The sequence below is a fragment of the Nitrospirota bacterium genome (assembly GCA_020846775.1).
Lineage (GTDB): Bacteria > Nitrospirota > 9FT-COMBO-42-15 > HDB-SIOI813 > HDB-SIOI813 > RBG-16-43-11.
On sequence record JADLDG010000029.1, the window covers coordinates 13751 to 36933 of the forward strand.

General features: G+C 44.4%; 17 protein-coding genes and 1 pseudogene. 4 read left to right on the forward strand and 14 right to left on the reverse strand.

Annotated elements, in window-relative coordinates; translation table 11 throughout:
* Positions 1-93 precede the first annotated feature (93 nt).
* From prmC to IT392_04595, 3 genes are all read left to right on the forward strand, one after another.
* The gene (gene prmC, locus IT392_04585; GenBank protein ID MCC6543763.1) at positions 94-963 is read left to right on the forward strand and encodes a peptide chain release factor N(5)-glutamine methyltransferase; all 870 of its coding nucleotides are present in this window, start codon (positions 94-96) and stop codon (positions 961-963) included.
* A gap of 512 nt (positions 964-1475) precedes the next feature.
* Positions 1476-4388 (forward strand): carboxypeptidase regulatory-like domain-containing protein, encoded by a 2913-nt coding sequence (locus IT392_04590; protein MCC6543764.1) that lies wholly within the window; start codon positions 1476-1478, stop codon positions 4386-4388.
* A 270-nt stretch (positions 4389-4658) separates the two neighbouring features.
* Positions 4659-5885 (forward strand): hypothetical protein, encoded by a 1227-nt coding sequence (locus tag IT392_04595; protein ID MCC6543765.1) that lies wholly within the window; start codon positions 4659-4661, stop codon positions 5883-5885.
* A 34-nt stretch (positions 5886-5919) separates the two neighbouring features.
* Here the strand turns inward: IT392_04595 and IT392_04600 are convergent, their stop codons facing one another.
* The 14 genes and pseudogenes from IT392_04600 to IT392_04665 all read right to left on the reverse strand — a co-directional run bounded on the left by IT392_04600 (position 5920) and on the right by IT392_04665 (position 20903).
* Positions 5920-7398: a CotH kinase family protein gene (locus tag IT392_04600; protein MCC6543766.1), complete on the reverse strand. Its 1479-nt coding sequence runs from the start codon at positions 7396-7398 to the stop codon at positions 5920-5922.
* A 92-nt stretch (positions 7399-7490) separates the two neighbouring features.
* On the reverse strand, positions 7491-8087 hold the full coding sequence (locus IT392_04605; GenBank protein MCC6543767.1) for a DUF4956 domain-containing protein: 597 nt from the start codon (positions 8085-8087) through the stop codon (positions 7491-7493).
* Positions 8077-8934, reverse strand: a complete 858-nt coding sequence (locus IT392_04610; protein ID MCC6543768.1) for a polyphosphate polymerase domain-containing protein — start codon at positions 8932-8934, stop codon at positions 8077-8079. Before IT392_04610 ends, IT392_04605 begins: the two co-directional genes overlap by 11 nt.
* 85 nt (positions 8935-9019) lie before the next feature.
* Complete coding sequence (locus tag IT392_04615) at positions 9020-10066, reverse strand: TonB family protein (protein MCC6543769.1); 1047 nt, start codon at positions 10064-10066, stop codon at positions 9020-9022.
* A 6-nt stretch (positions 10067-10072) separates the two neighbouring features.
* A complete protein-coding gene (locus tag IT392_04620) occupies positions 10073-10561 on the reverse strand; it encodes a biopolymer transporter ExbD (protein MCC6543770.1) in 489 nt (162 codons plus the stop codon).
* Complete coding sequence (locus IT392_04625) at positions 10558-11028, reverse strand: biopolymer transporter ExbD (protein ID MCC6543771.1); 471 nt, start codon at positions 11026-11028, stop codon at positions 10558-10560. Before IT392_04625 ends, IT392_04620 begins: the two co-directional genes overlap by 4 nt.
* Before the next feature lie 5 nt (positions 11029-11033).
* A complete protein-coding gene (locus tag IT392_04630) occupies positions 11034-11675 on the reverse strand; it encodes a MotA/TolQ/ExbB proton channel family protein (GenBank protein MCC6543772.1) in 642 nt (213 codons plus the stop codon).
* Positions 11666-11959 (reverse strand): hypothetical protein, encoded by a 294-nt coding sequence (locus IT392_04635; GenBank protein ID MCC6543773.1) that lies wholly within the window; start codon positions 11957-11959, stop codon positions 11666-11668. Before IT392_04635 ends, IT392_04630 begins: the two co-directional genes overlap by 10 nt.
* 49 nt (positions 11960-12008) lie before the next feature.
* Positions 12009-15047 carry a tetratricopeptide repeat protein gene (locus tag IT392_04640; GenBank protein MCC6543774.1) on the reverse strand — a complete coding sequence of 1013 codons (3039 nt, stop codon included), beginning with the start codon at positions 15045-15047 and terminating at the stop codon, positions 12009-12011.
* A gap of 61 nt (positions 15048-15108) precedes the next feature.
* Positions 15109-16269, reverse strand: coding sequence for a tetratricopeptide repeat protein (locus IT392_04645; protein ID MCC6543775.1), 1161 nt, complete (start codon positions 16267-16269; stop codon positions 15109-15111).
* Between the two features lie 25 nt (positions 16270-16294).
* Positions 16295-17410, reverse strand: coding sequence for an acetoin utilization protein AcuC (locus IT392_04650; protein ID MCC6543776.1), 1116 nt, complete (start codon positions 17408-17410; stop codon positions 16295-16297).
* A gap of 50 nt (positions 17411-17460) precedes the next feature.
* Positions 17461-18198 (reverse strand): annotated as a pseudogene (locus tag IT392_04655) (ABC transporter permease).
* A 197-nt stretch (positions 18199-18395) separates the two neighbouring features.
* Entirely contained in the window at positions 18396-19316 is a 921-nt protein-coding gene (locus tag IT392_04660; GenBank protein ID MCC6543777.1) for an ABC transporter permease subunit, read from the reverse strand.
* Positions 19317-20903 (reverse strand): peptide ABC transporter substrate-binding protein, encoded by a 1587-nt coding sequence (locus IT392_04665; GenBank protein ID MCC6543778.1) that lies wholly within the window; start codon positions 20901-20903, stop codon positions 19317-19319.
* Positions 20904-21276: 373 nt separating this feature from the next.
* Between IT392_04665 and IT392_04670 the strand changes: the two genes are divergently transcribed.
* A partial coding sequence (locus IT392_04670; protein ID MCC6543779.1) for a hypothetical protein occupies positions 21277-23183 on the forward strand: 1907 nt, incomplete at its 3' end.

Below are 23183 nucleotides of genomic sequence, written 5' to 3' on the forward strand. Positions count from 1 at the left end.
GTTTGCAGTATAGTAACATACATCCTGCCGGTCAAGATACATGAAATAAAATGAAGATACCCTCCCCTTCAAGGGGTCGGGAAGGGGTTTCAGGTGAAACAGGCCTTAACAATCTCCAAGGCACTCAGATGTGCTGAAGGTTATCTAATACAGCGAAATGTCCCTTTCCCATACCTGGATGCTGAATATATCCTTGCACATGTACTCGGATGCCGGCGAATGGACCTTCTGATTCACCCTGACAGGACATTGAAAGATAATGAGGCGGAGCAATTTAATGCCTGCATTGAAAGAAGGGGCCGAAGAGAGCCGCTTCAATATATTACAGGGGAAGTAGAGTTCAGGGGGCTGTTGTTCAAGGTCAGCAAAGATGTCCTTATACCGAGACCTGAGACAGAATTATTGGTTGATGAGGCTGTTAAGAGTGTAAGTAAAAAAGGGGCCACAGTCATGGACCTCTGCACAGGCAGCGGGTGTATTGCAGTATGCATTGCAAGAGAGCTTAATGACAGCAGGATATACGCAGTTGATATATCTGACGGGGCCCTTGCCGTAGCGAGGGAAAATGCTGCAAGGCATGAAACAGGGGAGAATATAACATTTCTATCCGGTGACTTGTTCGGAGCAATCGAAACCCTTAACCTCAAGGGTAAATTAGACGTAATAGTTTCCAACCCGCCATATGTGTCTGCAGAGGAGATGGAAGGGCTTCAGCCTGAGATAAAGGACTATGAACCGGCATCAGCGCTTTACGGCGGTACCGATGGACTTGATTTCTACAGGAGGATAGTACACGAATCACCTTATTATCTTTCATCCGGCGGATATCTGTTAATGGAGGTTGGATATAGGCAGGCATGGAGTATAAAGCGCTTGCTGGAGGAGGTGAATACCTTTAAGCAGATTGAAGTAATAAAAGATCTTAATGGGACCGATAGGATAATAAAGGTATTATCCATATAAAATTTATATTGACAGAGTGTTAACTTTTGGCTACTCTATGCATAAGTCATGTATATTAGTGTTTATCGCCACCAATTAAACTTTATAGTGACTCAATCCGATGTTATTCAATCCCATGTTAATATCCGATTTTTTTCTTGACATTAATATATTAATTATTTATACCTATATGAAATGTTCTGTACGCGCATTTATTTATATTACTCCTTGTCTTTATCTGATTCTTAAATTTAGACTTGACAGGGTTATTTATTTTTGATAATTTTGTCCGTCATCATTGAAATCAACATCATGATCATGGGGTTCAGCCGGTAAACCAGTCAATAGGTATGGGTACGGCGGAAATATGGAGCAGATGCTGGGAAATAAAAGAACTCAGAAGAATGAAGGACATGAAGGAGAGGGGGTGATGGTTACAGATTTGATATGTAATAACTGCATATTAGTTTACATAAGTAGAAGCACGAGTAGAAGCAGGAAAAAAATAAAAACAATTTGAGAGGAGGTAGGAGATGAAGAAAAGAAGAAGGATTTCGAGCATGAAACCATTATGGATGGCCGGGTTTTTAGTTGTACTGTTCTCGACCATTTTCACAATGGCAGGCTGCTCAAATGATTCAAATAAGTCTGTTACAAACCCTAATCCAGCTACATTTGAACCTAAGGGGACCATTCAGGGTGTTGTAAGAGATACTGTCACATTGCAGCCTATTGAAGGCGCTGTGGTTGATATTGGTGTGGCAAAGACCACTACTGATGCGACCGGACAGTTTGTGCTTCGTGATGTTCCGGCAACAGCTGATGCGTTGTTGGGCACTGAGGCAGATACATATTTAGTGACAGTAGACTTAAGGAAGGCAAAGAGCAGGGAGAATGGGGTGGTTGTTGTTGACAATGCCGACCCGTCCAAGAAAAAATACCCTGAGTTTGTCTACACCTATAAGGATGTCGAGTATACATCACTTAATGATTCTGCACCATGTCCTAATTGGAACGAGGATCCAGCACAATCCGGCACTACCGGCTATGGTTATGAAGATACCGGTATAGGTGCATCCAATTGCGGCACAAATTCAACGAACCATGATACACCGGTACACAAGCTATCGCATTCACTCCTTGTAAATGTTGGTAAGCTCGCTGCCAGTATCGAGGGTCAGGTTGCCGGTTGTGAGGGGACCCCTGGCTTCTTTTCAAACGTAAGCGGGATTTATGATGTTAAGATCTACAGCTATGATTCCAGTAATAATACAGGCAGCGGTTCGTCGGATCATCTTGTTTGGGCAGGTCTCACAGATTCAACAGGCAAGTTTACTGCCACAAATATAGAGGAACAGAGAGACGTCAAGATTGTTGTCTCCGGTCCTACTACAGATACCGGTTCAAAACAGGCCTTTTCGGAATCAGAAACAAGGTATGAGACTACCAAATCAGATGGTGTGGTGTTGAAGCTGACAAACATACAGGCTTCGAATGCAATCCATGTCTGTTCAGTTGACGTTCATGGTCCAAGGATCATATCGGTTACACCTGAACCAGGCAGCGATCTGGCAGCAGGACCTGTATCAGTAGAAATTCAGTTTAGCGAGCCGATTGCGCAGAATGCATTCACTGGTACAACTCCTGAAGCGGTTGGCAACCTCTATGACTACATCGAGGTCTATTTTGACCAGGCCAAGGTAGGAAATACTGCCTACACATTGTCATGGAACAGCACATTTGACAAGTTGACAGTCAGTATAGCTGATGCAGGAATTTCATCTCTCTATCATGTCAGGATCAGGAACATCAATGAGGTGCTCTTTGATGAAAGCGGTCTTGGAGTTGGTGAGGATGAAGGTGAAGGATTTGTAGATATGGGAGTATGTCCGGACGATGGATCTGCAGCAGCTTCGACCTGGATGACTTCTCCGTCACCGACATCTGCTGATAGCGGATCAAACGACTGTCTTGTATATTTCAGCACAAAGGGATCACAGACACCCGTTGCTCCGGTGCTCTCTTTGGTTAATGCAAGCAGCATAGATGAAGCCAATGCACGTACAGCAGTATTCGATTGGCCGCAGGCATCAGGTGCAAAGACCTACAAGATGTACTGCCGCAAGGTACAGAAGTGGGGCACAACCGAGCAGGCACATGGCTACCTTGAGTATTCTGCAAATGTGTCCGGTTCAAGTGCAACTATTGATTTTGGAAGTTCTGACAATGCAGTTACCTGTGATGATGTGAATAACACTGGTACCTGCTTCGACTCCAATTATGCGTGCAACTACGATTCAGGCTGCGATTACGTAGATGATGAGTATGATGCATTTGTCGAAAACAATGAAATTCAGATTGCCTATGATTGTTATGTAGTAGGTGTAAGCGCTGATAAGACCGAAGGTGCAAAGAGCAACGTAGTCAGGGTTGCGGATACTGTTGGACCGAAACTTGTTGAGGATACTTCCGCAGTATTAGGGAAATTGTCCTGCCCTTCTACTGGCCAGGTGACAAGTGGAATTCCTACGGATATAGGCACCATTTGTGATGATCCGGACAATACTGACCTGATCACCGCAATTGTTCTTCAGTACAATGAAGAGGTCATTGAAGATGGTGCAGAGACTGCATCAAACTACACCTTCGAAAATCTTGCAACAGGTGGTACAGGCGCCGTTGATACTACTTCAGGGGCTATCCTGTATGATCCTTCGACAAGACTGGTATTGCTGCCTCTCTCTGATCCGCTCAATTGGATAACAGAGGTAAAGGGCGTTGGCATTCCTGTGATGAGGACAGGAGCTGATGGTATACTCCAGACTAGTATTGCGTCAGGAAGCGATGACGTGATTCCATCGTATATTGCAACAGCCGGTGGTGTTATAGCTACAGTAGCTGCCAATACCGGACCATGCGTAGACTATGGTACAGATGCTACGTCAGATACAACCTTGTCAGGCGATGATGTGGTAGTTGGAACTGTAATTTATGCTGGTCCAGACGGCAAATGCAACAGTATTGCAAATAGCGCCAACAGTTCAGGAGACGACATTCAGGTAGTACCGGTCGGCGGATACAGCGGTGTCTGCGGTGTTGAAACTGGCACTGACGTCGTTGAGACTGGCGATGATGTTGATACTGCCGCAACCTCCGGGTTTATTCTAACCGGCGCGAACGGTGTCTGCGATACAGCTCAAGCTGCTTATACTGCGGCAAGCGCTACACAGACAGAGCCAACAGGCTTAAGTACCGGTCTGTCAGCTGGAATACTTCCTGGGCCGGATGGCATATTGCAGACAACCACTCCGAATGCTATTAGTGATGATGAGCTTGAGTCTGCAAGTGCTGGTACAGCAGTAAAAGTCCAGAATGTCAAGGACGTTGCTGGAAATGTAATCAGGACTACAGGTGATGAGTTCACAGCCGGCGGAGAAGTAAAATAATTAACTTGCCATAAAGGCAGGTTAATCGCCACTGGCGGAATATATCAGGGGTGGGGCAAAAATGCCCCACCCCTTTTTTTTATGAAAATCAATCAGGATGGTTCTATTTACAACATATTGAAGATAAAAGGGAATAGGTATATTTCACATCGAAAAATATATCTTTCCCCTTTTGTCTTATCTATTTTTGTCTTTTGCTTAATGCTTTTACTATCAGGCATCTGGGGATGTAACCGTGACCATCATCCAGTTTGGACCGTCATGGTCTATATGGCGGGGGATAACGATCTGTCCGGCGCATTATTAAGCGATTTAGGAGAAATGGAGGCGGTAGGTACTTCACGTCTCGTTAATGTTGTGGTCCAGATTGATACGGCTGGAGGCACAACAAAAAGACTCCTGGTGAGACGGGGAAAGTCGTTTCTCATAGAAGACCTGGGAGAGAAAAACATGGCGGAGAGACAGACCCTGACGGAATTTATCCAATGGGCCGCAGGACAGTACCCTGCAAGCCGTTATGCACTTATTTTATCCAGCCACGGGGATGGTCTGGCAAAACAGGTTTCATATTATCATCCGGAGCTGAAACAGGGGAGGATCCTGCAGGATGACACCGACGGTGTGTCCTGCTGTCTCTCAAACACGCTGGTTCGGCAGGCAATTGAAGATGGCGGAATCTACTTTGATCTCCTCGGATTTGATGCAAGCATGATGGGGCAGACCGAGACTGCATATGAATTCAGAAACCTGGCGGATATCCTCGTTTTTTCGCAGGAGATTGGCCAGGCAAATGGGTGGGACTACACGGCGATCTTTAAAGCCCTTAAGAATGATCCATTTATAGAGGGTGAACCCCTATCCCGTGTTATAGTGGACAGCTACAGGACATTCTATGAAGAGATATTCTACCCTGGCAGCGACACGCCGGACAAGGGTAAGATCTATACTATCTCTGCAATAAGACTGGGAAGCACTATAAATGACCTTGCCCTGGATCTGGATCATCTCGCAGCCCTCTTTATTGAAGGCCTGAGAGGAGAGGATACGGTGATACGGGGGATATTAATGGCTGCTATTGGTGAGGCCAGAAATAATACTCAGGAGCTAAATAGCACCGCAATTCCATACATTTATGTTGATCTTTTCGATCTGATGGAAAGACTGAGGGACAGTTTAAAACATCAGGAAACAGGAGAAGATCCTCTTTTATTAAAAGAGGTTGAAGACAGGGTAGAAGCAATTATCACAAGGAAGAATGACAGTATAATATCAGAATATCACGGAGCAGCCCGCCCAGGCTCCAACGGGCTGTCTATAACCTTTTTTAGATTGCCGGAGGCTGCTCAATACAGGCAATATTATGAAATCTCAAGGCTTTTTGATCCCTACACAGGTGAGGGAAATCAGATCCAATTCTTCCATGATTTTCGATGGGATGGATTCTTACAGGCATATATCGAATGTCTCGGTAATATGCACGAGACGTGCGGGATTTAGTATTCAAATTCCTGTTGGATGACTGCGGGACTTATTATTTAATCAGTTTATCATGACAGAAATCTGCAGCAGTTTTTTCGCGTAAGTATGTCCACTCAGTCAATTTCCGGACAGCGGCATCATACGATTTATCATTTACTCCTTTACTTTCATACGGCGCAAGCATATCCGCGATAGACCGGTACTGACCTGCCAACATGTCTGCTTTGAATACGCTGGTACTCATTTCGCAAAAATAATTGATATAAGTATTATAGTATGACGGATCATCCAGTAGAAAGCGTATCAAAGGCCAATTGCTGCCGATCTCTTTCCTATCAAACGAATATCCAGCATGATCTGCGAGCACACGATTATGATCCCACGAGATAAATGTTAACCGGCCGGTTTGTTGGTTATTATAGAGATAATAGTTGTGGGCAATGGAACCATAACTATCCCAGTGTTGAATCAAGGCGCTGACGGCAAGCCACTTGAGAAAGACGTTAACATCGAATATTGCCTCCAGTTTTGATCTCCAGACCATAGGATTATCAGTGCGTTCTGCTGAATGAAGGACCTTATACAGTGCCTCAATGTCACTCCAATTACTCTTTTTTTTGTTGTTTTTCTTGATAAAACTCTGGCTTATGTGTTCAAAGGTTCCTTTAGCGAGATTTGCTGCATAACCATCTGCCTTGTAAATATTGCCATTATCATCTCCAAAGAAACGCCTTATGACAGTATCGTCAGTCTCTTCAACAGCGGTGTACAAACCCAGAGTGACAGGGGTTTCATCACCATAGTCGAGTTGGACCTCATAATAACCGGTTTCTGAAGCAACCAGTCCGGCTTCCTTCAGGATAGCATATGCTATCCTCTCCCTCATTGCTGAGTTGTCACCAAAGTTGCTTGAAAATGACAGCACCCTGAATCCATAAAATCGTTGACTCTTTACCTCGGGATGCTTGTCCTCGAAGCGGTCGAATTCCAGTTTGAACGGCAAATTTATGTCGCCTCTGTCCCAAAGATTCATCAGCGATACATTTCCTTTATAGCGTAGGCCTGCGTACTGCCAGTTTTTGCCGTTAAACTCTATTGCAGCAGGCACCCAGACTGGATTCTCTGCATTATAACCACGTTTGATAACACCGCTCGTCCTTTTTCCGGTAACATTGGGACGCCTGCCGGCCTTCAGATCTTTCTCATTCAATGGTATCCTTCGTTCACCAAACAGCCTGGTCATATTGTCCTGCATTAACTTCCAATTTTCCCGGGAAATCCTGATCGTAAGTTGATTTACCCTGTCATGAGGAAAGACCACATCATAGTTTGGGGCGGCATTGCTGCTGTGCGCCTCTGCACTCCATCCATCCGGACGTGCGCTCTTCCTGTTTTTTCTCAGTGCCTTCTCTGCTGCTGCATTTGTCTGTCCCGGCATGTATACAATCAATGCAGAAACAACCACTGCACATAATGTTGCAAATACGATGAACCGGCTGAGTTTCGATTGAGATAAGCCTTTCAATTTCATTATGACCCCTTTTCCTCAAGGTATGCAGGGGGAGTAATATACATGATCCTTTGTGAGTCCTGGCTTAAAGTGGTTAAATCAATCAAATATTGTCAGCGGCCCTGCGAATATGTCTCAGGTTCTTCGTAATAGATCTTTATTTCAGCAGTGTCTTTGACAAAGTCTATTCGCCCTATCTGTGCAAATCTTATTGGTAATCCTGTGCGTTTGCGCAGGTCATTCAGCAGGAGCTCTCTATTGTTTGGGGTAATCAGGTCAATGTTTTCGTATGTAATTTTTTTACTGACTTCAAAGCGGAACCCCCATCCTTTCTCCAGTATGAAAAGCAGGGCCACCATGACCGCGTTGGCAATGATTACCTTGATAATGTCGCCGCTTGAGCTAAGGGCAGAATTCATCACAGGCAGGGCAATGACGATGAAGAGATATGTCATCTCCCTTATAGGTATCTCGTCTGCACGATAACGCAGTACTGAAAAAAGGGCAAACAAACCAAATCCAACCCCGATGCTCAACTCGATGCTGGTCAGTAATCCAAGTACAAAATATACCACGGTATTGAAGGATAGAAATGTAAGTACATAATTTTTGTCACGTGTTCTGGGATAGTAAATGAATCTGACAATCAGCAGGGCGATCGCAAGATTGAACCCTGTGCCAAGTATATAGTTACCTACATTATTGAACACTCTCTCTGCCTCCAGTCAATTTAGTGATTATACGCAAGGCAGGCTTGAAGGTGTTATGCTTGATGCTGCGATACAGCATGGAAACGCCAATGCAGTATTTGCTGATATCTATCGGGCGGATGCACATTGTCCTCATCTGCCGGATAAAGTCCGAATTACGGTTCTCTTTTGTCTGTTTTACTTCGGCTATGACCAGATCCTTAAGAACTATTGCATCTTCATCATTGCCGAATCGCAGGTCAAGGTCCAGCGTCAATCTCTCAGGCTGATATTTACTGACTAATGTGATCCGGGAAAAATCAATACGGAGTTTGGGCTCGAGAGACCGGGTCTCTGGCCCGAGATGAGAATATATAAATTCGCTGGTTTGAGTATCCAAATTGGAGATTACTTCTCGGGTTTCAAGGCGCTGTTTGACCGTCCTATTTTTGTTTGTTTTTAACTTGACCTCCAGGAATTTTCTGTCTGTGTCAACATACCGGCGGAAGCGGACCTTATGTCTGTATCTGGCACCGGAATGGTGAAGCAGATATAGTGTGAAATGCGGGCTGTCAAAATAGAGATTCTGATAGCTGCTCTTTTGTATACCGTCAATACTAAGCAGCCAATAGTGTTCACTCAGAGATGCTATAAACGAAACAAGTTGACTGACTTCGAGAACGTACTTGGTTTCAATGCGATCCAGCATAGCCACATCATCCATCTGAGCCAACTCTATGGGTTCGAACCTTGAAAGATGATTATCCGGCAATGGAGTTGCCTGATACGACAGGCCGGAAGGGCAGGAGGCCTTCTCTCCGAAGTGTGCATCGAATCTGGTGTATTTATGATTAAACTGCCTGATCATAGAGATGTTGCTGTCCTCATTATCTTGTGAATAATAAGTCCCGCAACCCCCGGGTGTCAAGGATTTTATGATGTTGCATTGAATTTTACGCCGGTGAAAATTCTATAGGGTATGTGACTATGGTATTTCCGCTGTCAGGATAGGCCGGGAATTTCCATGTCTTAACCCTTTTCAGCACATCTTCTTCAAATTCTGGATCACCGACTGTGCTTGATACTATGCGTGCGTTTATTATGGTGCCGTCAGGGGCGAGTGTGAATTCTATGGATATTATTCCCTTGAGGGTGGGATCACTCCTCAGCGCCTTTCGGTAAGCAAAATCAAGACTGCCGCGGTGTGATTTTATCACATCTTTAACAGATGCCTGGCTGCGCGTCTGCAGAAGTGTGGATTTTGAGAATGGGGATGCTGCTCCCTTTCCGGAAGGTGATATCTCCCCGGCGGTGATCGTACGCTGTCCGCTGAGTCGTCCAGGCTGACCTTTTTCGACTCCGGCTGAGACACTCCCAATGCCGCCGCTGCCTTTCAGTACCGGCTTTCCAGCTGTTGCACCGGCCTGCTGTGATCCCTTCAGCAGTTTAACCTGAGACTGGGTTATGACATCGTTTATTTCTTCTGTATTAGTCAAGTTGTTTGATCTTCCCCTTCCCTGCATTGCCTTCAGGATACCGCTGTTTTTTGCGATCTCCTTGTTTCGTTCCTTTGCCAGCCTCTGTTCCTCTTCTGCCCTCTTCCTTTCCTCCTCAGCCCGTCTTATTTCTTCAGCCTTAATCCTTTCATCTTCCCGTCTCTTTCTTTCTTCTGCGAGACGCTGTGCCTCTTCAAGCTTCTTTTTCTCCATTTCAGCATTCTTTGCCGCTGCAGCCTTTTTTAACTCCTCCTCACGCCTCTTTTGCTCTTCCAGATTACGCTGTTTTTCCCTGATCTTGGCCGGTGTTGCCGCAGGTGTTTGTACCTTCAACGGTATTTCAGTCAATTTTACAATCCTCTGCGGCTGGATTGAAATCTTTTTAAGATCAGGTTTATATGGGATCATGACAACTAAAATGGCAAAACAAAAATATATTGCCACAGATATGGTAAGCAATCTCCTGAACAGCGCATCGCTGTTGTCATGAATTGGCGGGGGCATAATGAACTATTCTTTCTGAATAACGGCTAATGAGAATGTCTGGTAACCAGCCCAGGAACAGGTGTACATGACCTTCTTCAACAGGGTAAATGGTATCAACTTATCACCCATTATAATTATCTTCTTTCGGGTTCCATCATTTTCAGTATCCACTTCATTTTGTGACATCTGAACAATAAGTTCCTTTTCCAGACTATCTATACCCGGCTCACCGCTCTTTATCACATCCTGAGTACTGGCAATCTTTTTGTCTCCAAGAAAAATAGTGTCGCCGGTTATATACACAGTCGTGGCAGGAACAGGTTTAACGGTAGATACTGATACCGGAAGTCTGACTATATCAGGTACTGTAATAGCCTCATCTTCACCAGATACATTAAATAACAGGAAGAGCAGGATTATGGTGAAGATATCCATCAGGGATACGAGATTAAGCCCGGTATTCATCCCGAATTTATATTTATGTCTTTTTACGCGTGATGGTACGTATATCATAGTTCATTCAAGGAGATGCCTGGGAAGTGTCCCCTGACAGCGTCTATTACTTCTACAATCGTCATATACGGTATTTTGGGGCTGCTCAGGATTACCGCATCATTTTCACCAGGATACTGTTGCTTGAGTTTAGATATCAGGGGAGGCAGACCGGTTAAATCATATTTTCCGCCTGTATCCTTTTTGAATATCCCGAGTGTCGTTTCACCATTCAGTACATTTATCTCATCATCAAGTAATGCTATCGTAAGCCTGAATCCTGCATTCTGGTCTTTTTTTACAGCTGGAGGCGGTGTTGACTTCTGGCTGGATGCAGGAGTAGTCAGCTCTATAACTGCCATCTTTGCGAATACCGTGGTCATCAGCAAGAATGGTATCAGTATGACCATCAGATTCAGGAATGTAATTATCTGAAGTTCGCTCTCAGAGGCAAGTCTGTGTTTTCTTGACGAAGGTTTAGGAAGCATATTGTCTATTCTGATGTCAATAAGTTAACAAGTTTTATTGAATAGGCATCAAGAGTGTCTACTGTCTTAATAGTGCGGGATTGAATATATGAATAACAGAGCATTATTGGGATTGCCACAATCAAACCGAATGCAGTAGTATTCATGGCCACTGAAACACCCTGAGCCAGCAGGAATGCCTTCTGGGAAGGGTCTGCTACGGCCAGAGACTGAAAAGACTGTATAAGCCCAATTATTGTACCGAGAAGTCCCAACAGGGTTGATACATTTGCCAGTGTGGGGAGGTAGTGAGTACGTCGTTCAAGCTGTGGTATTACATCCAGCATCGCCTCCTCGAGATGATTCTCCAGTTCCTCACGCGAGTCCTTGCCAAGTTTGACAGTCTTAGCCTTTTCCAAACCGGCCGAGAGTACCTTTGGCAGGGCTGCCTCAGAAAGACTGCACTCTTTTATAGCATCTTCGATACAATTTGTCTTAATGCTCGCCTCTACCTTTGACCATAATGTGCTGCCATCAGTCCATGTCTTTTTCAGGAATTTGAACCGTTCAATTATTATTGCTGTCCCGATTGCAAGCATAAGCATGATAGGGAACATAAAAAGCCCTCCCGCCTTGAAAAACCCTATAATGCTGAGTATTATTCCCATAAACCCTCCTGATTGATAATTCCCATATCTATAAACTCAAATATCTCTTCCTTAAAGCTTCGATCATAAGGAAGTGTCTTTAGAGGTTGTCCCTCAGGATTCTTCCACCGAACCGGAAATATAACTGCAGGTTTTTCCAGCACTCCGAAAACCTGTGTTTTTTCAACAGAGATCTTTTTTTCCTCCTCTGTTTTGTCCTCGGCATATGAGTTTCCGCTGCAGAGTATGCAAATGAGGAAGATAAACAATACAGTTAGTTGTCTGATATGATTCTTATGTTTCATCTTAAAGTACGTCCTCCCAATCTGTCATCCCGTACTTGTTCAGGGACCACTATCTTACACCTGTTCTCTTCTCAAGCATATCAATCCACGACAGGACTTCTTTCCTTTCCCCCCCTAACTTAACATATTCCTTATAATTTTTTAAGGCATCCACATATTTGCCCAGGTAAAGTTCATAAAGAATGCCGAGATTCAGGTATGCATCGCTGAAATCAGGTTTCAGTGCAATACTCTGCTTATAATCTTCTTCCGACTTTTTGAAATCACCAGTTTCCCTCAAGGTTATTCCACGATCATTATAACTAACGGGGTCATCAGCTAATTTATCTGATAAATCTCCGGCATATGGTTTACCTGCTTCATCCCGTTTGTATTTTGCCGGTACGAGCGAAGATAACCGTTCATAGCTTTTCTTAACCCACAAATTGTATATCCCTTCCTCGACGGTCTTCCTTACATTACCCTCATGAATTCCGATCGCCTTCTCCTCAAATGGATATGCCTGTTCTTCGAGCAGGTAGTTATACTCTTCCATCTGTTCACCGGTAAGTTCTGACGGCCTCTCAGAGGTCATGATAGCATCCTTATGGTGTTCAAATATTTCCCCCATTTTAAATGTTGCTTCTGTTGTAATCTCGCTGATTCGGTATTTTGCAGCGGCAGTATAATCGGTTAGTGTCTCTTTAAGCAGACCTTCCTTCTTTTTAAGATTATCCTCTACGGGCCCGACTATCTTTACCTGTTCGTATAGTCGTTTTCTGTAATCACCCAGGATGAGTTGTGCCCTGGCTGCTGAGATGGTATCTCCCATAGTAGCAGATGCGCCAGCCCTTTTGTGGAGTGAAATGGTCTTTTCGTACAAGAGACGTGAAGCGGTATAATCCTTCAGTGTATCTTTATATCCGGCAGCCCGGAAAGTAAGTTCTATAAGTCTCGGACTGTCAGGAAATTCAGTTTGAAAACGGTCGAAGTTTCTTAAATAATTTTTATACATAGTGTCAATATTACCGCTCTTTTCATAATTCAGAATAGCCTTGTACAACATATTTTCCCGAGCACTCTTCTCTTCCAATATGGAAGAAGCATTTTCATAAATCTGTGCGGCGCTGATGTATGTGCCCCTTGATTCGAGGATCTCTCCCCATTCTGAAACAGCAACCGGTGTATATCTTGATGATGGATATCTCAGCAAGAGCAGCTGATACACATTTATTGCATTGTCCGGCTCTTTATTCTGTTCGTACAACACACCGGCATCATAAAGGGCTACCGGCGCAATGTCAGTGTCAGGAGATGTATCATAGACCTTTCTGAAAGTATCCGCCGCTTCTTTAATCTTTCCCTCAGACTTAAGACCCTCTGCCTGTTTATACAGTGAAGCTGCAAGGGCCTTTTCAAGTACCGGAAGGTCTTTCCTGTCAGAGGCAGGGACAAGAGCTATAGCCTTCTTTATCTCTTCCTCACTCCTTCCGTATGCCTCTTCCTTAACAAAACTCTCAGCGATATATCTCTGGGCAACATATCTGTTTTTTTCAGTTGCGAGCTTGTTCTCTATTAACTTCTGTGCCATTTTCCTGCTCTCTTCAAAGTTTCCCAAATTGAAGAATACCTCTGTCCCGTTTAACAACACTTCCGGAACCCTCTTATCTTCAGGAAAAGAAGATGCAAACTTCCATGAGCTTTCGCCAAATCTCTGGATATATTCATTATCTGCCCGTATCTCTCCTGATGGCCTTGCAAGCTTTTCAAGCGAGAGGAGGGCGCTGTAGCCTGATTCCACTGCAAATGGCGATGGACTATACTGGTATGCTACCTTCTCATATTCTGCTGCAGCCCTTTCGTAATATTTCATATCAAAAAGTATCTCTGCAAGGACGAAACTCAGCTCAATTGATTCTGTGTCGTCCGGGAAGTTGAAGGGATATCTCTGAAGCCATGTAATAGCCTCATCAATGTCGTCTTTTTTCTTGGAAGTCCTTGCCTTTGCATAATGAAATTTTGCCAGCTGAAAGAGGTCATTTTTGATAAGCGGCTTATTGGCCTGAACGATCTCTCTGGCCCGTTTCTGGGCATTTCTCCTGTTGGATTTAAACCAGATGCCGTCATCTCTGTATGTTTCTATAAGCTTAATCCGTGAATTAAATGCAAGGTCTAACATATTCCCCTTTGAATATGCCTCTATGATCTTTGAATTGAATACAGGCGCATCCTCATGATACGGATTTGTATTAATAAACGCCTCAAATATGTCTGCAGCCTCCTTAAACCTCCCTGTATCAAGATAGATGTCACCAAGCTTTCTATAGATGTACGGTTCGTAAGCCTGGACGCCCCTTACCTTGAAATAGTTTGCTATCCTGTCAACTCCGCCCATGTAGTCAAATAAGAGGATGAGATTCCTTATGGAGTCCCAGACCAGATCCCTTTCTATAATCAGGATATCTCCTATCTCCTCTTTTCCTGAAGGCGTCAGTTTTACATTCCGCCTTTCAAGGAGCGTCATGAATTTATCAGCAGCATCCTCGTAGTGTTTGCCTTGAAAAAGGGCCCATCCCAGTTTGTATAATGCCTTGTCGTAGAAGTTGTAATCATCATTTCTGATTACCTGGCGGTAATATGGGACTGACTTGGTAACCTGACCAATCCCATAGTAAAATTCACCCAGCCTGAAGTATGCCTCCTGTGTATATTTGCCTTCAGGATATTCTTTAATCAGCCGCTCAAGGGTTGCAACAGAACTTTGCCAGTCCCCCTCATCCATATATCCTCGGGCTAACTGGTACAAAACATCCTCGTTGCCTGCCCTGTCAGGATATAGAGACATGATCTCCCTGTATATCCGCCGCGATCTTGAATGATCGTACTTATCCTTCTGCTGCTGATAGGTATTTTCCTCTATCTTCATATAGATGTCTGCAAGCTGGTTCATGCTGTCAGCCATTGATGCACTCTTAAAACCCCTGTTGTTTCGTATAAATTCCTCATATTCCCTGAGCGCATTCCAGCGATACTCGAGCGCAGCCTCATGTGGTATATCCTGAAAGGTTAGAATCTCTTCCGTGACGGAGCGGACATTACTCTCCTTCATTATATCCAACTTCTCTCGTGCACAGGATGTGAGGAGAAAAACAAAGAGTAAAAAAAGGATTCTAATCATGGTCAATAAACGTCATATTACTGCTAATCTGTCCGCCGCCTTCCAACATGAGATTCTGTGCCATCCTGATTGTGGTCTCAATCGAGGTTTCAAGAAGCTGTTTTTGTAGTTTCTCCAGATGCGCAACCTCTGCACTCTTGATGTCATCAAGTATGAGCTGCCGCTTCTTAATTGAATTTCTGATCAATGACTCAGAATCAGGATGGGTGTCCGGACCCGACTGGCCAAGGTATTCTTCCATCTGCAATAATCCCTTGTATAATCTCAGCCCGGCACTCACCTCATTATTTCCGTAGACATTGATAATGGTGGATATCTTTTTAATATCCCCCTGTTGTATCTCGATTATTAAAGCAGATATCTTTGCAGAGACATCTTTGTAATATCTAAGGGCGATACCGTTTTGCTCTACAGCCTTCCCATAGGCATTCAATTGAGTATATGCATTTCCAATATAGGGAGCTACTTCAAGAGAATAACGGCTATTCGGGTATGATGAGAACAGAGTCTCCCAGATAACCACACTCCTTACCAACCTGTCCATACCAGCATATGCCCATCCGAGACCAAAAAGGGCGTTTGCATAGTATTGGCTCTCTTTTGGGATCTCTAATAGATATTTAATAGCTTCATTGTACTCTTTCTTTTCGAGATGCATAAATCCAAGAGTAAGACTTGCCCTGTGAGCGAGAGCCAATGTTTGTCTCTGTCTTGCCTCTTCTTCAGCAGTCTGTTTTCTCAGGAATGACAGGACACTTCCTGTATGTTTTGACACCTCTTCAAGCAGTTTTAATGCCTCCATATTATTGCCTTTGTTCAGGCTGATCATTGCCCTGGTATAGAGGGCGAATGGGTAAACCCAGCTCTTGCTGGAAACATCATCTGCAAGTGATGCGGCAGTATCATAATTACCTGTCTTTAGAAGACAGTTGGCTGATAAATATAACGATTCAGCTAATATATCAGGGGGGGCATTATTACTAATCTTTGAAAAGGCATTGCGTGACTTCAGGTAGTCCATCTGTTCATATAGGATCTTGCCCTTATTAAACCAGACTCTGTCAGTGTCTCCTTTAACAGGCAGAGAGAGAAATTGTGATGTGAGATCGTCTTGTCCAGCATGAGCAAAACCGGATAGAATGTAAAGAGACAATATGATTGTTGCTATTAAGCGCGTTTTAGATACCATAAAATGGAAAGATGTTCTCCCTGATGTAGTTTATCTTAGTTTCAGCCCATCTTTTTTCAGTGCCGTTTTCCGGTAATCCCTTTTCATGGTCACGCAGGGTGTTACCTTTCAAACCGTATTTATTAAGATTAATCTGACTTTCAGCCGGGATTTCATCATTCAGCTCAATTCCGCACATTATTCCAAATGCAAGGGTCCAGGACCTTGCTACTGCAGTTATATCATATCCACCGCCACCTAAAGCAACCCAGGGAATCCCGAATGATCGAAATCTCTCAACCATACGGCAGAATCCATTTGTTGTAAGGTTGAGATGAGTAAGCGGGTCTGATGTCATGGTATCAACGCCTAATTGTGTTACCATAATATCAGGTTTAAAAGCCTTGATAATAGGCGGCACGACTTCATCAAACCCCCAAAAAAAGACATCATCCCCGGTCCCGGGATAGAAGGGTAGATTTACAGAGTAACCCTTTCCAATGCCTTCTCCGATCTCTTCAACAAATCCTGTGCCTGGAAATAGAAACTCTCCACTCTCATGGAGCGAAATGGTAAGGACCTTGTCACTATTATAGAATCCGAATTGAACGCCGTCACCGTGATGGGCGTCAACGTCAACGTAAGCGACCCTTTTGCCCTGTCTTAAGAGCTCATAGATGGCTACTGCCGGATCATTGATATAGCAAAAACCGGATGCCTTGCCCGGCATGGCGTGATGCAGACCGCCCGCAATATTAAATGCGGCGCCGGCCGCCCCTGAGGCAACCAGTCTCGCTGCCTGAATGGAAGCCCCTGCCGACAGCAGCGACCATTCATATACACCCTTAAACTTCGGGTTATCGCCGGAGCCGAAACCAAAATGGTAACATAATGACGGATCTGCGTCCTGAAGTGCGAGGGCGTTTATATAGTCTTCATCATGAAACAATGTGACTTCTTCTTTTTTCGCCGGCACTGCTTTTATGAGTTGAACGCCTTTTTCATCAAATACGTGATAAGAATTAATTAAGTCATGGCAAAGCTTTAGCCTGATCGTCTTCATGGGATGTCCGGCGCCATAGTCATAAATGGCAAAATCCGGGGTATAAATGAATGCAGTTTTCATACCTAAGGTTAAAATACAACAAAATAGAGTTGGTTGTCAAAACGGCTCTTCTAATTGAGCCGGTCATGCATGGCATCACCCAGTATGTTGCATGCCAATACTGTGATGAATATGGTGATGCCGGGAAATATCATTAGGTGAGGGTAAAACCTGAGCGCTGCCCAGCCGTCATTGGCAAGGACACCCCAGCTGCTGAACGGAGGTTCCAGACCTATTCCGACAAAACTCAGCGTAGATTCAGACAGTATGGCAGCAGGTATACGGAAGGTCATTGTCACGATAAGTAATCCGCTAAGACATGGCAGGATATGGCGAAATATGATCCTGCTTTTATTTGCCCCTACAGCTTTTGCTGCCTCTATGTAAGATAATTCCTTGATCCTGAGGACCTCTCCACGAACTAATCTTGCGACACTTACCCAGCTTACGAGGCTAAGTGCAATGAAAATCCCCCAGAACCCCCTGCCGATAACAACTGTAATGAGGATTATGAGCAGCAAATCAGGAATCGCATAAAGGACATCAACTATGCGCATAAGTGCGTGATCTATCCATCCCCCTTTGTAACCGGATATTGCTCCATAGGCAGTTCCCACGGCAAGGGCAACAATTGAAGTGAGGAGGCCTATGGAAAGTGATACACGTGCCCCGTAAATCAACCTGCTAAGAAGGTCCCTGCCAAGGTTGTCAGTGCCGAGGATGTGTACCATGTTTGGAGATTGAAGTATTGCAGTCATGTCCTGTTGATCATAGGGGTAAGGGGCAAGCCACGGGGCCAGGATGGCGGTAATGGCCGCAAGAATTATTACTGTGAATGCTATTATAGTTGTAAGTTTCACTCGAAATAGCCTTTCAAATCCCCCCTGCCCCCCTTTTCTAAAGTGGGGTAACTAAATTCCCTCTTTGAAAAAGGGGGATTAAGGGGGATTATTTTCATGTATCTTTGTGAGCCCACGGCTCATGACAGTTCACTCGAAAATTCATACTATTGCCTGACCCTCGGATCAAGAATAGAATACAGGATATCCACTATTATGTTAGCCAGCACAATCATGACAGCATATACAATGGTTACGCCCATGATCAGCGGATAGTCCCTGTTTATTACTGCTGTTACAAAGTATTTGCCCATACCCGGTATTGAGAATATGTATTCTATTACGAATGACCCTGTTATAAGACCGGCCAGCAGCGGTCCTGAGAATGTTACTATTGGTGATATTGCATTCTTTAATGCATGTTTGAAAAATATAGATCTGACCGGCAATCCCTTTGCATAACATGTACGCAGATAATCTTCCTTAAGTATACTAATGAAGCTTGCCCGCATGACCCGTGCCATGTAGGCGGCAGGCGCTGCAGCAAGGGACAGGGCAGGGAGTATGGCATACCTCCATCCCTCCCAGAGAGCAGGTGGAAAGATACGAAGGGTATGAGACAATATCAGGATTAATATGGTTGCAAGGACGAAATGCGGGATTGATACACCTCCTATTGCCATCATCATGCTTGCCTTATCAATCCATCCATGCTGTTCCTGTGATATGGCGGAGATGATGCCTGCGGCCACCCCAATCAAAATCGACAGGATAAATGCAAGAAGGCCTAATTCAATGGATGCCGGTAATGTGTCGGCAATTATATTGCTCACAGTCCTGCCGGTATATTTATATGAAGGTCCCAGGTCTCCCTTCACTAGACTTAAGAGATAGAATATATATTGTTCTGATAAAGGTCTGTCAAGATAATACTTCTGCTCAATATTGGCCTTGATCTCAGGGGGCAGTTGTTTCTCCTCATCAAACGGACCACCAGGCACTGTGTGCATGATGATGAATGTGATGGTGGCTACGGCCCACAGGACCGGTATACCCCAGAATAGTCTTTTAAAGATAAATTTAAGCAATTATTTTTTTATCCACACATCCTTAAAGTGAATAATATCCATTGCGTTTGGTTTGAAGCCTTTGACATATGGCTTCACCATCAGATTCTGTACATTCTGAAACAATGGCATTATGGGTACATCTTCCTCAGTCAATATTATCTGTGCCCGGTCGTAGAGTTTCTTACGTCCTGCCATATCCTTTTCAATGACTGCTGCATCTACTAATCTATCATATTCCCTGTTTTTCCAGTGAGTGCGATTGTTGCCGCTGTTGGATGTAAAGAGGTTCATGAAATTGTCGGGGTCAGGATAGTCTGCCCCCCACCCCAGACGAAATATCGGTGGCGTGTTATTTTGCAGTGTCTTTAGAAAGACCTTCCACTCCTGATTATCGAGCATGACATTTATATTCAGATTTTTTTTCCACTGCGCCTGCAGGTTTTGCGCGATCAGCAGGTTCTCCGGGTTAGTACTGAACACAGCAGTGACAGCAGGAAAACCCTTCCCCTCCGGATAACCGGAGTCCTTCAATAATGCCTTTGCCCGCTCCGGATTAAAGGTCAGACCGGCAGATGGATTATATGCAGGCATTCCTTCAGGTATCCATGAGGTTGCAGGCAATTCTCCTCCTTTAAGGATTTCCGGAAAGACCGTTCGGTCTATTGCCATAGAGAATGCCTGCCGTATCCTTCTGTCATCAAACGGAGGTCTCTCAACATTGAATCCATAGTAGTATCCTCGTAAGATCGGGTGGCGGATATACTCCCTGTGATTTTTATAAGAATGTATAGCAAGCGGCGGCAGTGATACAATATCAAGACCGCCAGTTTCATATAGTGTCAGAGCGGTCGTACTCTCACCGATAACATAAAATCGGACTGCATCAAGCCTGGGGCGTCCGCCAAAATAATTCCTGCTGGCAGTGAGTGTAAGGCTGTACTCATGTCTCCACTCGCTGAGGTTAAATGGACCTATAGTGACGATATTACCCGGTTCTGTCCATCGGTCACCATATTTCTCAACAATATCTTTACGCAGAGGGAATGTTGCCGTGAATGCGGTTATACTGGGGAAATAGACGACAGGCCGCTTCAGCCGGACCTGTAATGTTGTTTCATCGAGGGCAGTTACCCCCAGAAGTGATGGGTCCTTTATCTGGCCGCTGTTATATTCATAGGCATTTTCTATGTCATACAGAAAATATGCATATTGAGATGCCGTAGCCGGATTGAGCAGCCTTTTCCATCCGTACTCAAAGTCATAGGCAGTTAACTTTCTGCCGTCACTCCATCGGACAGAATCCCGGATGGAAAATATGTAGGTCCTTCCGTCACCGGATACACTCCATTCGCTTGCCACGGCTGGCACCGGTTTCAGATCCCTATCAAACTGTGTCAAACCCTCCATTATATTCTCAATTATGCGGATGGAGATGCTGTCAGTTGCAAGGTTCCAGTCAAGCGTAGGTGGCTCTGAGGATACAGCCATCCTGAATACATTGTGGTCTTTATCCCGCTTACCCGTTGTACATGATAATGTGGAGAGTACAGGTAATAAAAGAGACAAACATATAATATACCGGGTATTTAGATTTTTTAAAAACATTTGTCGGGAAGACATTATACTCCATTAAATCCCCGCCTAAAAGTGATATTTCTGTGTCAACAGTATACAGACTTGATTAGTCTGTATATTCATATAGTTACGATTTTTTTCAAATAAAGACGTTCTAAAATGGCTCTTTTTTCTACAAAAAGCTGATATGTCTTATAATATAAAAAGGTCACCCGTAACCACTATATATATGGATAAATTGCGATAGCAACTCAATGTATTGTACCTAAAGTCCAATAATTGATTTGGCATGTCTATTGCGAAATATGTCTAATTGATTTAACTGTGTAAATATTACTAACCGGAGAGCAAAGGAGCCTATATGAGATACTAACATTTAACTTGAGGAAGGACCTCATACAACATGAATTTAAACAACTTGGACCTGGATAACATGAAATATCACGTATGGAACGTGGTCAGGAACTTCCAGAGACTAGTATCTAAAACACAAGGCTTGATTTGTCTGGTTTTGTTGCCTATGGTGCTGATTGTCTCAATAAATGAGGCAGATGCATCAAAAGTTCAGGTAACTGAACCTGGCCAATACGCTAACATACAATCTTCTGAAATACCTCAACCGCCACAGCCGCCTTTCGATCTGTCCAGAATCATAGATAAAGCGAATCATATGGTACAGGTCAATCACCGCACACCTGATAATTATTGGGTCGAGGATCCCGCTTACCGGGTAGAGTTTACCCCTGATGCTATAACTTACTACCAGAAACAGAGTGAACATGGCAAAAAGGATAACAGACTGCAATTCCGGTTGGTATCTATTAAGGCAGCAGATAAACTGTTTTCTCTAAACGGTTCATCATCTTTAATATCTGAGGAAAACAGTGTCACCTATTTAAGGACTCCTCATGTAAAGGAAATCTATGAGGTCAGGAAGGACGGGGTTGAGCAAAGCTGGGTTATAGAAAGAGCCCTTGCAGACAAGACAGGAGACCTGATAATTCATGGAGAGCTGAGCACGCAGTTATCTCACAGGAGTAATGAAAATGGAGGAATTGACTTTTTCAGTAAGGATGGTGAATATGTTACCTCTTATGGCAAGGTTGTCGTTATAGATAATTCCGGGAAGAGGATTACTCTGTCACCACAATATGAAGGATCACGCCTGACAATTACAGTCCCTGAGAAATGGTTAAATGAAGCGGACTACCCTGTTATTGTAGATCCGGTCCTGGGTGCAGACATCCGTGTAGATAACCTTGCAACGACAGACAATTATCCTGCCATTGCCTTTGATGGGACCAACTATCTAATTGTATGGCAATCGGGTACCCCGAATGCAACCGGGACAGGAACCACTGCCATTCGAGGGGTGAGGGTGAGCAATGCCGGAACAGTCCTTGATGCCACCCCGCTGACTATTGGAGATACGGCAAACAGAGATGATGAGTTCCCATCTGTAACCTATGACAATCTCAATTCAAGATTTATCGTAGTATGGATGATGTGGAATGACACAACTGCACCTGTTACTACTGCTCATATATACCGGAACACGGTCACGACAGCAGGCGTAATTGGAACTTCCACTGCTATTCTTACCGGTACCAATAGGATCCTGGCCTATCCGACAGTGGCCTGTTGCGATCTCAATAACAATTACTATGTGGTCTACGGGCGCAATAGTGCTACAGGAGCAACCAGCTTCAATGCATTTTGGGGGCAGACATATAACAGGAACACCCATGCAGCAGCAACTGCCTCTAACCCTACAGCAACGGTAAGCAGCGGCACTATCACCCCCAATACTGAGCCAAGGTCTGCACCGAAGCTCTATTCCCTCTCCACCACCAAATATCTCCTCACATGGGAGACCTTCGGGGTGGATACTAACGGTGATATTTCGGCCAACCTGCTTACTGCTACCTCCACTCCGACTTATACCTGGGGAACGCAGGTATCAGTAGCAAATACGGCAGCCACACTTCAGCGTTATCCTCGCGCAGCCTTTGATGGGGCAAATGCCCTGATCGTTTATCAACAGGGGGCGACTACGTCCGCGGATATATACGGCAGGTTTGTGACCCCTGGCGCCGCTAACCTGACCCTTGGGGCTACAGTAGCAGTATCCACTGTAGCAGGGAGCGGCCAGATGTATCCGGATGTTGCATATACAGACGGAACCTGTTCAGCCACACCGATAAGCCGCTACCTTGTTGTATGGCAGGACTACCGCAATAATGCGACTAATCCTGATATATACGGGGCCCCTATGAATACTGCCGGGACAGTTGAAACGGCAGTTGCAGT